Below are 12,442 nucleotides of genomic sequence, written 5' to 3' on the forward strand. Positions count from 1 at the left end.
TAACGCGCCGAGGTCGCTTTATGGATTAAGCGCCCAGCGTGCCCTCCAGATACGCCTTCGCAGCCACGCGACGGGCGATCTTGTTGGCGGAGGAACGCGGCAGGGTGCCCGGCGCGATGATGCGCACATCGGAAGGCTGCACACCGTGGGTGGCAGTGACGGCCGCGCGCATGGCCTCGATCGCCTCCGCGTCCCCGGCCTCGCTGGCGTCCGGATCGCGCTCTGCGACGATGACGAGCCCCTCGACGGACTCGCCGTCGGCAGCACCGCTTGCGGAACCGCCGGCCTCCACGGCGAAGGCGGCGATGACGGCCGGAGCGGTCTGCTCGGTGGCCTCGTCGGCGGTGGCCTCGAGGTCCTGCGGGTAGTGGTTACGACCAGCGACGATGATGAGGTCTTTCAGGCGGCCGGTAATGAACAGGTGGCCATCCACGATGACGGCCAGGTCGCCGGTGCGCATCCAGTTATCCTCGGGAGCGTCGCCCGCGCGGCTGTCGGAATCCAGGCGGTTGGCAGCCGGCAGGGAGTTGCGGAACGTTTCCTGAGTCTCCTCCGGGCGGTTCAGGTAGCCCGCGGCCATGTTGTCGCCGTGGACCCAGATCTCGCCGACGTTGCCGTCGGTCAGTTCCTTGCCGGTCTCCGGGTCGATAATCGCGATGGTCTGCGGCTCGCACACCTGACCCAGGGAGACCAGGGAGAGACTGTCTGCGTCGTCCGCGCTGCCTTCCACGGCGGTGCCGTCGGACAGCTCCTCGCGCTTGAACCACTTCGTCAGCGGACGCTCGTCGGTCTGCGGGGTGGTGACGATTAGCGTGGCCTCGGCCAGGCCGTAGGACGGGCGCATGGCTTCCTTCTTGAAGCCGTAGGGCTCGAAGGTATCCAGGAACTTCTGCACGGAGCTGTGGTGGACCGGCTCGGAACCGTTGATGATGCCGTCGACGGCAGATAGGTCCAGTTCAGCCAGCTCCGCGACCTTCGCCGGGTCGGCGTAACGCACGGCCAGCTCCAGGGCGAAGTTAGGCACGACGGTGTAGACGTTCTCTTCCTCGCTCTTGCGGTTCAGCTGGCGGGCCCAGCGGGTCGGATCCTGGATGAAGTCGCGCGGGGACATCAGGTCGAAGGGCAGGCCCAGGATAATCACGAAGGCGGACAGGATCACGCCCATGTCATGGTGCAGCGGCAGCCAGGTGCTCAGGCGCAGTGGAGTCTGCAGATTCGCTGCCTTGAAGATCTGCAGCACGTTGGTGACGATCGACTTGTGGGTGAGCACCACACCCGCTGGGGTGCGGGTGGAGCCGGAGGTGTACTGCAGGAACGCCTCCTCGCTGGACTTCGGCGCCAGCGAAGGATCCGCCATGATGGCGGCCATGGGGTTCTGCCAGTCGTCGGCCAGCGCATCCGGCAGCGCGTCCACCGTCAGCACGCGGGGGCGCTCGGTGGTGGGAGTAGAGGCGAAGTGCTTGCGCACGGCCGTGGCGGAGCGCTTGTTCGTCAGCACAACCGTCGGCTCGGAGGAGCCCAGCACGGCGGTCAGGTGGCCGGTGTGGCCCGGCTCGTTCGGGTCATACAGCGGAACGGGCACCATGCGGGCGTACATCGCGCCCAGGAAGGCGTACATGTACTCCGGGGAGTTATTAGCCAGGATGGCCACGCGGTCGCCGGGCTTGGCGACCTGCTGCAGGCGGACGCACACGGCCTTGATGCGGGTGTTTACCTGCGCGCGGGTGATCTCGTGTACCGTGCCCTCGCGGGAGTCGCTGAAGTCCCAGTGGCGGATCAGCACGTTATCTACCGTGCCCTCCATTTGCGCCATGGTGTAAAGCATTTCGCACATGCCGGAAAGGGTGAGCTGGTCGGGGACGTTGATGTCGCCCTGCTCGTCGTAAAACTGGCCCATTGCTGCAGTGATGTCCACGCGGGTCTCCTCTACTTATCCACTCGGTTCAAACGGTATCGGGTTAGCTACCTAGCTCCAGCGCCATAACTCTAACGCCATAAACATTTAGTTTCACTTGTGAAACACATCGTACCGGGGTGCTCCGCTGTTACCCGGCAATTTCGCATTCCCGTGTGCCGTGTGCCCCCACCGCTCGAGCACACGGCCACAATAACCTCAACATGAGCCCGCCGAAGCGGCTGCAGCTACTGCACGCGCTCGTTAATCAGATCCCGCGCCCATCCAACGATGTACTCCGGGACGGTCTGGCCTTCCACGACCTTCCCGTTTGTCGCATACTCCGCATGCACAGCGTTAGCGGCCACCAGGTCCTTGGCTCGCACAAGAGCGTTGCCCAGATCCGCTGGGGCGTCACAAATAAGATCCGCAGGGGCGCAGTAGTTGTTCACCCGATCGTTCAGTTCGCCGAATCCATCCGGGCGCGGTCCGCGCATCGTAGCGCCCGGCACGATCGTCTGGATCAGCCCGCTCACCGGGTTTAGCGCGATTTCCGCGCCGGTGCCGCGGATGCCCTGCGCACCAACGAGCTTGCCCTTGTCCAGTTCCTGCCTACCGTCAGCGATCAGCGATACTCCCAGCACCCGGTCGGCGGGCACGGGGCCGCGCCCATTGCCGATCTCTCCCGCCAGGTCGCCGGTAATCACTGCGCCCTGGCTAAAGCCGGTCAGGATGAAGGACGTTGCTGGGCACTTCTCGTGCGTCGCCCGCAGCTCCTCCTTCATCCGCTCGAAGCCCTGGTTGCGGGAGTCGTCATAGCTCATCTCGTGCTTCGCGTTCATGTTGCGGAACTGCGCGGTGTACGGCAGGGTCCACACCTTCACCTTGTCCGGGGAGAACTCGTCAGCCAGCGGGCGGGTGACGTTCAGCAGCAGCGAGTTAGGGTTCGCGTGCGGCGCCAACGGATCGTCGTCGGCCTTGGATTCCCAGGTGCCCGGCGCGGCCAGCACCTCCACGTCCACACATCCGGGCGGATTCTGCGCCTCCGGGGCGGGCGGAGAGGTCGGCTTACCCGGCCCCGGGCCATCAACATCGTCGCCGGTGAGCAGCCAATTGCCCACGCCCACCACAATGAGCGCGAGCAGGACCAGCACTGCCAGGATGGTCAAAACCTTCTTCATAGCTTCTTTCTAGACCTTCCTCTAGGGGTTCTAGAGCTTCTAAAACTTCCAGAGCTTCTAAAGCAAAACCAGGCTGCCCTCGCCACCTATGGCGGACAACCTGGTTATGGGAAACGAGTGACCACTAACAATACGCGGATTTCGCGGCCTCGCGAATAGCGTCCTCGGCCTTCTTCGGATCACCGTCGATCACGCCGTTAGCCTCCAGCTGGCCTGCAGCCAACGGGGTGTACACATCGGCCTGCCCACCGCCCTCGGCGGTGCAGTGCGCGTGACCAGCCGCGATGAGCTGATCTTCCAGGCCACCGATCTCCGCTGCGTCGTTGGCCTTCGCCAGATCGATGCCGCCATCCTTCAGGCGCTTCAGGAAGTCCTTGTCCTGATCGCTGCGCTGCGTGCCGGATGGAATGTCGTCGACCTCGTCCACGGCGCCGTCCTGTGCCGGGGCGCCATCACGGTCACCGGCGGGTTCTGGGGCGTCATTGCCTTCCGAAGAACCAGACTCGCCGTCCTTGTCGTCGGCCCCGTCCTTGCCGTCCTTGTCGTCGTCGGACTTCTCGGTCGCGGTCGCAGACTCCGTCACCGAAGGCACCGTCGTGGACTCCGCCGAATTGTCGACCGTCTCATCGCCGCCGCATGCCGTCAGCGTGGCCAGCGAGAGCAGCGCCGCACACGCGGCACCGGCGGCCACACGAAACTGCCTATTCTTTGTGACGCCCACAGTTAGAGCACCTCAACGCGTCCGTTGACCTCGCGGATCTCGCCGTGCTGGAACTTGATCCGAGTTCCGCCCGCCGGGATGTCCTCGTGGTCGCTGATCGGGTAGCCGAGCTTGCCCTGCTCCCAGCCGCGCTTACCCCACTCGTCGAACACGTTGCCGTAGTAGATCACGTGCGCGCCGGTGGACGGGGACCAGTAGATGTTGCCGTGCTCGAACTCGGAGAAGCGGCCGCCCTTGATGGCCAGCTCGCCGCTCTTCGGGTTGCCCAGCTTAGAGGTCGCGCCGCCCAGCTGCAGGTACTTCTCGGCGATCTTGCCCTGGACGTAGTTGGTCTTGTTGTCCTTATCGCGGATGATCACGCCGTTCTGGTACTTCTGCATGTAGCTATCGCCGACCTTCTCCAGCTCGGAGATCGGGTAGCCCAACGGGCCGTTCTCCCAGCCGGTCTTGCCCCACTCATCCATGAAGTCCTTAGGCACAGCGTGGGCGCCGGTCTCGTGGGTCCAGTAGATCGCGCCGTTCTCGAAGGTGGTGTAGCGGCCGCGACCGTTGGAGATGACGTTCTCCTCGGAGGTCGGGTAACCCAGCCAGGAGTCCGGACCGTTCATGGAGGCGTAGTGGGCGCCGATGCGACCCCACACGTAGTGGGCGCCGGTCTTCGGGGACCAGTAGGCGCGGCCGCCACGGAAGTCCTGAACCTTGCCGCCGTTCTTGGCGTCGTACTCATTGGAGATGCAGGCGCCGAGGGTCTCCGGGGCGTTCTTCATGTTCTCCGCGATGGCACCGCCAATCTTGCACTTCGCGCCGCGGTCAGCTTCCGGGATGCCCAGAGCGTCCGCAATGTGCGGCCACGCCTGGATCATCTCGTACTGCCAGTACGGCCAGTCGTGGGTGCCGGAGGGGCGGAAGGCCGTGATCGGCTTCACGCCGGCCTTCTTTGCGTACTTGACGAAGGTCTCGGTGGTCATGCGGGACATAGCCTCAAGGCCGAAGCCGGCCATGTTGGAGGGCATGCCCGGGATGGTGCCCGGCTTGTCGTACTTGCCCGCGTTGCCGTTACCCGCGGAAACGTAGACGGTCATGTCCTTCAGCGCATCCACACCCAGCTTCGGGTCGTGGTCGATCCAGTCCTGGGAGCCGAACTCGCCCCACATCTTCTTGGCGTCGTAGCCGTTGCCGTCGTTGGTGGCGTAGGCGATGGCTTCCGGCATGCCGTAGGAGGTCGTGTCCAGGTAGCCGGAGAAGGAGCCGACGAACTTCCACATCTCCGGGAAGCGCTCGGCCAGGTTCATTGCGGCAGTACCACCCATCGACAGGCCGGTGATCGCGCGATCCTCGTTGGCGCGCCAGCCCTCGCGCAGGACGGGCGGCAGTTCCTTGGTCAGGAAGGTCTCCCACTTGTAGTGCTTGCCGTTCTCCGGCTCGTTCCAGTCCGTGTAGAAGGAGGACTCGCCGCCGACGGGCAGAATCACGTTGACGTTGCGGTCTGCGTACTGGTTGGCGATGTTGGTGGACAGGGTCCAGCCGGACTCATCCTCGCGGGCGCGCAGGCCGTCCAGGGCCCATACGGTCGGGAACTTGCGGTCGGGCTGGGAGTACCAGTCGCGGGCCAGCAGGATCTGCACCTTGATGGGCTTGCCAGGCATGGCGGCGGAGTTGATGAAGATGTTGGCCCAGCGCTCGGTGATCCACTCGACGCGGTCCACGCTCACGCCCTCCGGCAGACCCTCCAGGTGCTGCTCGGTGACCTGGCGCGGGGTGCGCTTCGGTACGCTGTCCGGATCCAGGTAGCTGGTGCCGGAGCCCGGGCCCATGGAGCCACCGAGGGAGCTCTGCGCGGTGGCGGCCGGCATCATTGGCATTGCCAGCGCAACGGAAAGCGGCAGGGCCAGGATCGCCGCGCTCTTACGGCGGGGGCTGCTGGCGGAGCGAGTGCGACGGGAGAGGTTCGCTGCTAGGCGCATAGTCTTCATTCTTTCTGTTGCTTTTTGGTTGTATGTGTAGCTTTGGTTGCTGTGGTCTGGTTGGTTCGCTTGGCTAGCTTTGTCTAGCGCGTGTCTAAGCGCCGGTTTTTGCGGCCGAAGCAGGTTCCCCTCCTGCTTCGAACACCACCGGGCGCTTCTTCAGGCCATTCTCTATTCACGTTTACGTCTATCGCGACCTGGATTTCCTAAAGCTCTTCACTCTTATATCGCAGGTGCGCTTCTAGCACGTGAGCAATTATGGCAAGCAAAAGCGCTTTCACATGGACAACACGCGGAACATTTAAAGTTTTACTTGAGGGTTAGCCTACCATGTTGCCAGTGTTACTTATGTGACTCTTGAGGTTTTTTATTATTGACGCCCCTACGCTCCATTCGCCTTTAAGCCTCAATACCCCACCGGCTCGACCCACACCCTAGCCCTCAACGACGCACCTCACACACCTCGGACACACAAAAAGCCACCGTCCCAGGCGGTAACCAGGACAGTGGCTTTCTTGGGCTTTAGTTAAAGCTGGAACGACCTAAGATTAGGCACCCAGCGCGCGCAGGATGTGCGGACGAGCCTTGCTCAGCTCCGCATCCCAGTACGGCCATGCGTGCAGGCCGTTGATTGGGTAGCTCACAACCGGGCGAGCACCAGCTGCGCGGGCAGCCATCTCGAACTTCGCGGTGGAGGTGCGGGCCATCCACTCCAGGCCGATGCCGGCACCAACACCACGCGGGTTCTCCAGGAACTTCTCGCCGCGAGACGGCACGCCGCCGGAGGCAGCCAAGTACAGCGGCATACCGCGGAAACGGCCAGCCTGAACAGTCGGATCATTGCGGAAGCGGCGCGGATCGACCGGGCTGCCCCACATGTCCCAGATGTTTGCACCCTGGTCAGCGTCAGACATCGCGTACTGGATTCCGGCATACATACCCGGCCAGGTCGGGTTCAGGTAACCAGACAGGGAGGTCGCCTGCTTGAACTGGTTGCGGTGCCATGCGGCCAGGTTCATTGCGGCAGTACCGCCCATGGACAGGCCAACGATGGAGTTACGGGTCGGGCTCACGCCGAAGTTGCGCTGCAGGTAGCCCGGCAGCTCGCGGGTCAGGAAGGTCTCCCAACGCGGCTTCTTCGGGCCACCCTTACCGCCGTACGGGCCCACCCAGTCCGTGTAGAACTGAGCCTGGCCACCGACCGGCATGACCAGGGTCACGTCGTCGTTGACGAACTTCTTCACAGCGTTGCCCGACCAAACCCAGGCGTTCCAGTCCTGGCGTGCGCGCAGGCCGTCCAACATGTAGACGCCAGCGTTACCGCCGCGGGAAGAGGGCTTGATCTGCACCTGGATCTTCTGCCCCATCGCCGGGGAGTAAACCCAGCAGTTCTGCAGGTAGTACTTGTGCTTGCTCCAGTGGCAGCCCGGGCGCAGGTGGCCACGGTTGTCAGCAGCAGCGGTGGGTGCAGTGACAACGGCCATGCCCAGCGCAGTGGCAATAGCTACCAGGAACGCAGTGAGCTTGGAGCCCAGACCCTTGATCTTCTTAGTCGTGTTCATGTAGTCCTAAATGTCTTGAAACGTATATGACGAGAGGCGCACCAAAGGTCCGCCTCGAAACACAGGATGCGTGTACGTTACCAAATCTTTACGATCGCACTCAACGTAATGATCGAATCTCTTTCGCGAAACGCTACACCCCTAGAAACTTCTCAGCACATCCTTAAAGTCACCTAATCACATGCCCCCCTCGCTTCACTCGCGCCACTGCAACCCCATCACTAGCAAGCTAGAAATCCAGCGCACCCCCGAAAGTGCAGAACGCCGACTCCCCCACAAAGGAGAAGTCGGCGTCACAAAGAAAGAGCAGAGAGTTAAACCTAGAACAGCGGCACGATGTAAACCGCCATCGCCACACAGAACAGCCAGGCCAGAGCCAGCAGCTGCAGGGTGCGATCTTCGAGGGCGATCTCGTCGGGCGCGCCGCCCTCACCGCGGTCAACGTCCGCGGCATAACGCAGAATCGCGATGGTAAACGGCACCATCGAGACCTGGTACCACACGGCGGCCACACCGGACTCGACTGTCTGCGCCAGGCCAAAGCCCCACAGCGCGTAGCTCAGCACCACGGCGGTGGCAGCCAGGGTCCAGACAAAGCGGAGGTAGGTCGGGGTGTAGCTCTCCAGGGACTTGCGGATCTTCGCGCCCGAGCGAAGCGAAAGCTTCAGCTCCGCGTAGCGCTTACCCGCCGCCATGAACAGCGAGCCGAACGCCGCGACCAGCAGGAACCACTGCGAAAGCAGGATCGAAGCGGCCACACCGCCGGCCATCGCACGCAGCATGAAACCGGAGCTCACCAGCGCAATGTCGATCACCGGCTGGTGCTTCCAACCGAAGCAGTAGCCCAGCTGCAGCGCGATATACACCGCCACAACAATCGCCAAGTTCGTGCCCGACGAGGCCAACAGCGAGCCACCAATCGCCGCAATGATCAGCACCACCGACATCGCGTACGCCAACCCCACCGGCAACACACCCGCCGCGATCGGGCGGAAGCGCTTGGTCGGGTGCGCACGGTCGGCCTCCACATCGCGGGCATCGTTGATCAGGTAGATCGAGCTGGCCGCCAGGCAGAAGGCAATAAATGCGATCAGTACGTCCAGCAGCACGCGGCTGTGGAAGAGCAGCTCCCCGCCAGCAGCCGCAGGAGCCGCGATGACCAGCACGTTCTTGACCCACTGCTTCGGACGCAGCGCCTTGATCATCGCCTCCGGCAGGTTGCGCGGCGGGCGCAGCTTCTTCGTTTCGGTGGCGGTGCTAGTCGCCTGGTTGGGATCTTCCAGCCCGGACGTGTGCGGCTCCGTGCCGATCAACGGCTCCGGCCGGCCGTTGCTAGGCTGTTCGCTCACTGACTCTTCTCCTCACTGTTTTTCTTTGTGACGCCCCCACGTCCCCATCGACAACCCTGCGCACGGCAATGGCCGTGGCAGCGCCGATGCAGCTTCCGAGGGCGACGTCAGAGGGATAGTGTACGCCCAACACCATGCGCGACAGCGCCATCGCCGGGATGCCCACGAGGGGCAGCGCCCCGGTGCGGTTGTTCGCCGACTGAGTAAAGGCCACGAGCGCGGCGGTGGAACTGGTTGCATGCGAAGACGGGAAGCTGAGCTTCGAGGGAGTACCCACGCCGATCTTAATGCGCGGATCGTGCGGGCGAGGGCGACGGATGATGCGCTTGAGCACCACGCTGGCGGCGTGCGCCAGGAAGGCGCTGACGCCCACGGTCAGCCATCCGCGGCGTTCCGGCCCGTCGGCGGGCTTGCCTTGCGCGACGGCCAGGCCGTAGCCCAGGGCGGCGGACCCCATCCAGCCGAGGGCGTGCTCACCGAAGTGGCTCATGCCCCGGGCGGTGGGCAGCACACCCGGCTTGTCGGTCAGCTGCTTTTGCAGTGCGACCAGCAGGTCGGATTCGCCCAGCGGGTCGCCGCTTACGCTTGTGGCGCTCATTGTTTCTGCGTTGTCCTTAACTTCAGTAACTTCGGTCTGGCTCGGTTTCAGTATGGGGTGTTAGTTTTCAGCCGCGCGCTCGGGCTCAAAAATCTGCGCCCAGCCTTCCCGGCTAGTCAGGTACGGGTGCGCTGCCCGATAGGCATCGCGGAGCTCATCGAAGCGATCCGCGACCTGCTTCTGCAGGCGCATCGACTCCCGTGCCAGGGCCAGCATCTGGCCGCGATCGCGCTTGCGGTACACCACTCCCTTGCCATCGGCGGTGGTCACGGTCGCCCCGTCCACGCGGGAGAGACTGAACCAGCGGGCTTCGATGGGCGGGAGGTTCACCTGCGGTGCGTGGTGGTGACGGGCGTCGGCAGGCTTGGCGTTGTTCAGCAGCCCCTTGGCAAGCGTGACAACCTTGGCCTTCTTGCTCAGCGGAATGCGCGTGAGGTGGGCCGGTCCGCCCGTCGCGGCGGGCAGGTCGGTGGCCGACGGGATCACGACCGCGTCGGAGTAGTTCTTGCGCAGCTTCGCGATGCGCGGCAGAGAGGTCTCCAGGATGTCGAACAGCTGATCCGGACCAGCCAGGAAGTCCTTCATCGCCTCGTTCTGGATGGCGACGGTGGAGTACTCCAGGCACAGCAGGTGCTTGGCGGTGGCCTTCGCCATCGAGGCAACAATGCCGCGCGGGCTGCCGTCGTGTTGGATCGCAGCAACAATCAGGCGGTTACGCAGGTGGAAGTATGCCTGCCAGTCGATGGCATCGTCCTTATCAGACCAGGCCATATGCCAGATCGCGATGCCCGGCCAGGAGGCCGTGGGGAAGCCAGCGTCCTTCGCACGCAGGCCGAACTCGCCGTCGTCCCACTTGATGAACAGCGGGAGGGGCTGACCGATGGTTTTCGCGACGACACGCGGGATCATGCACATCCACCAGCCGTTGTAGTCAACGTCGATGCGGCGGTGCAGGTCCTTGGAGTTCTCCGAACTATTCGGAGTGCCGTAGCCCTTGCTCACCACGTCCCGGGCCACCGGCGCGATGGGCTGGCCTGCTGCGTTGTGAGCAGCACCATCGCCCAGGTCGCGCAGCGGGTGCTGGTAAAAGTCGTGGTCGTAGTGGGTGTGGGGTGCGGCGGTCCACATGAAGGAACCGCGGTCGATAACCTCGCCCATGGTGTGCAGGTGGCTGCGTTCCTGCAGGTTCAGCATCTGGCCACCGATCAGCATCGGAGACTTCGCGTAGCGGGCGGCCGCCAAGGCGCGCAGCACGCTATCAGGCTCGATGGCGATGTCGTCGTCCATGTACAGGATGTACGGGCTGGTGGTGCCACGCTCCTCATGGAGGGCCTCGTACATGATGCGGGAGTAGCCGCCGGATCCGCCCAGGTTGCCCTGCTGCACGATGCGCAGGCGGTCACCGAAGTGCTCCGCAACCTCGTCGAAGTCCGGCTCGTCGGCGGGATGCTTGTCGCCCTGGTCGGGCATGATGATGGCCTCGATGCGGCCGTCGACCTCGGGGTCGGAAGCGAGAGCGTGGAGTGCTGCGACCGCGTCGGTCGGGCGGTTGAAGGTCGGGATGCCGATAGTGACGCTCGGCTCAGCGGCCGGCAACGTCTCGCCTTCGAGGGTCTGTTCGCCGACCTCGACGGTGGCGTACCAGCCCGCGGAGTGCAGGCGGGTTTCCTTCTCGCAGGTCAGGTCGAACCAGATCCAGCCGCCGTCCTCGAACGGAGCCAGGGAGATGGTGAACTCGGCAACACCGTGGCCGTTTTCGTCAGTTTCGATCTGGGCGCCCTCGATGCCAATGCGGGAGCCGTCGTACTTGGAGCGGTAAAGGTCTACGCGAGCCTCACCAGTGATCTCGATACGCAGCTTGACCTCGTCCAGCTGGGACCAGCGGCGCCAGTAGGAGGCGGGGAAGGCATTGAAGTAGGTCTCGAAGGAGGTTTCGCTGCCCGCGGGCAGGATCGCTTCGGTGCGGGAGACGGCGTTGACGCGGCCGGGGGTGGTGGCCTCGTTCTCCACGAAATACAGGGAGCGCACGTTGCGTGGTTCGCCGCGCTTCGGCAGCAGAATGCGTGCTAGGCGGGTGGCGTCGAACCCATCGTTGGTATTGGCTTTCACTGGCTGAGCGTTCATTTGCTGAACACAAACCTCCGCATAGGCATTAAAGACATTGGAATATATCCGATTATCCATGAAAGCCCGTCGCAAGAGCTTGTGCGACACAGCCCCAGTTGGCTAGGTCTCTACTTCGGACAACGAATGCAGCTTCCGAGATTCCTGGGCTCCACGCCACGTAATAATGGCGCCGGCGGTCGCGATCAGGACGATGCCCGCCACCATGGACCAGGTGAGCTGGTCGCCGGAGAAAGCCCAGCCCAGGATCGCGCCGATCACCGGATCCAGGGCAAATAGCGTGCCGACGACCGCCGCCGAGACAATTCCGGCGGCGATTGTATCCACTACATAGGGCACAACGGCACCGATAAAACCAGAGATGACGATAATGCCCCACATCGTGGCGTCCACATGCGGCACCGCGGAGGCAGAGAACGGCGCGAGCACAAGCGCGGCGACAACTACAGACAGCGCCAAATCGGGCATGCCGCCGCCCTCGGTCTTGCCAACACGGGCGGCAAACAGCGTGTACGCGCCGAAGAAGATTGCGCCGACTGCGCCGAATCCAATACCGACAATGTCCAGGTCATTGGAGGGCTGCGCAATAAGCGCAACACCGACGAACGCGGCGATGGCCCACAGACGGGAGCGCCACATCGTCAGCCCCAGGAAGGACACAACACAGGGGCCGAGGAAGTCAATGGTGACGGCGACGCCCTGGGGCAGGCGAGCGATGGCTGCGTAAACCATCATGTTCATCATGCCTATGGCGATACCGTAAACGACGATGTTGAGGGCACGGGCGCGCGTCATTCCGGACAGCTTCGGGCGGAAGATAACCACCATGATGATGGCGGCGGCGGTCATGCGCAGGCCCGATACGCCCGGCGCGCCGACAGTAGTAAGCATGTCCGTGACCAACACCGCCGCAGCCTGGGTACCCAGTGACCCGACGAGAACCAGTAGGACTGGCGCCACTGGCAGGGCGAGGAACTTGCTCACTCGCCGTGGCGATAGCTCTTGCTGGGTTGCCTTTGTTTGGGTTTTCTCACGCGACACTCGTGCGA

The 12,442-nt window shown here is 63.6% G+C and carries 9 protein-coding genes; all 9 read right to left on the minus strand.

From position 1 onward, the window contains the following. Window positions 1–25: 25 nt before the first annotated feature. The 9 genes from MHX66_RS07795 to MHX66_RS07835 all read right to left on the minus strand — a co-directional run bounded on the left by MHX66_RS07795 (window position 26) and on the right by MHX66_RS07835 (window position 12,377). Complete coding sequence (locus tag MHX66_RS07795) at window positions 26–1,915, minus strand: FadD32-like long-chain-fatty-acid--AMP ligase (protein ID WP_239201976.1); 1,890 nt, start codon at window positions 1,913–1,915, stop codon at window positions 26–28. A gap of 227 nt (window positions 1,916–2,142) precedes the next feature. Then, window positions 2,143–3,075, minus strand: coding sequence for a cutinase family protein (locus MHX66_RS07800; RefSeq protein ID WP_239201978.1), 933 nt, complete (start codon window positions 3,073–3,075; stop codon window positions 2,143–2,145). A gap of 124 nt (window positions 3,076–3,199) precedes the next feature. Beyond that, entirely contained in the window at window positions 3,200–3,796 is a 597-nt protein-coding gene (locus MHX66_RS07805) for a DUF732 domain-containing protein (protein ID WP_239201980.1), read from the minus strand. A gap of 2 nt (window positions 3,797–3,798) precedes the next feature. Next, complete coding sequence (locus MHX66_RS07810) at window positions 3,799–5,760, minus strand: alpha/beta hydrolase-fold protein (protein ID WP_370646286.1); 1,962 nt, start codon at window positions 5,758–5,760, stop codon at window positions 3,799–3,801. Between the two features lie 548 nt (window positions 5,761–6,308). After that, complete coding sequence (locus MHX66_RS07815) at window positions 6,309–7,322, minus strand: alpha/beta hydrolase family protein (RefSeq protein WP_239201984.1); 1,014 nt, start codon at window positions 7,320–7,322, stop codon at window positions 6,309–6,311. A gap of 320 nt (window positions 7,323–7,642) precedes the next feature. Further along, window positions 7,643–8,671, minus strand: coding sequence for a decaprenyl-phosphate phosphoribosyltransferase (locus MHX66_RS07820; protein ID WP_035005858.1), 1,029 nt, complete (start codon window positions 8,669–8,671; stop codon window positions 7,643–7,645). After that, window positions 8,655–9,269 (minus strand): phosphatase PAP2 family protein, encoded by a 615-nt coding sequence (locus tag MHX66_RS07825; RefSeq protein WP_239201986.1) that lies wholly within the window; start codon window positions 9,267–9,269, stop codon window positions 8,655–8,657. The genes MHX66_RS07820 and MHX66_RS07825 overlap by 17 nt, the downstream gene beginning before the upstream one ends. Before the next feature lie 60 nt (window positions 9,270–9,329). Then, window positions 9,330–11,393: a glycosyltransferase gene (locus tag MHX66_RS07830; RefSeq protein ID WP_239201988.1), complete on the minus strand. Its 2,064-nt coding sequence runs from the start codon at window positions 11,391–11,393 to the stop codon at window positions 9,330–9,332. 102 nt (window positions 11,394–11,495) lie between these two features. Next, window positions 11,496–12,377, minus strand: coding sequence for an EamA family transporter (locus MHX66_RS07835; RefSeq protein ID WP_239201990.1), 882 nt, complete (start codon window positions 12,375–12,377; stop codon window positions 11,496–11,498). Window positions 12,378–12,442: the final 65 nt, after the last annotated feature.

This window comes from Corynebacterium sp. ACRPH (assembly GCF_022347285.1).
Taxonomy (GTDB): Bacteria; Actinomycetota; Actinomycetes; order Mycobacteriales; family Mycobacteriaceae; genus Corynebacterium.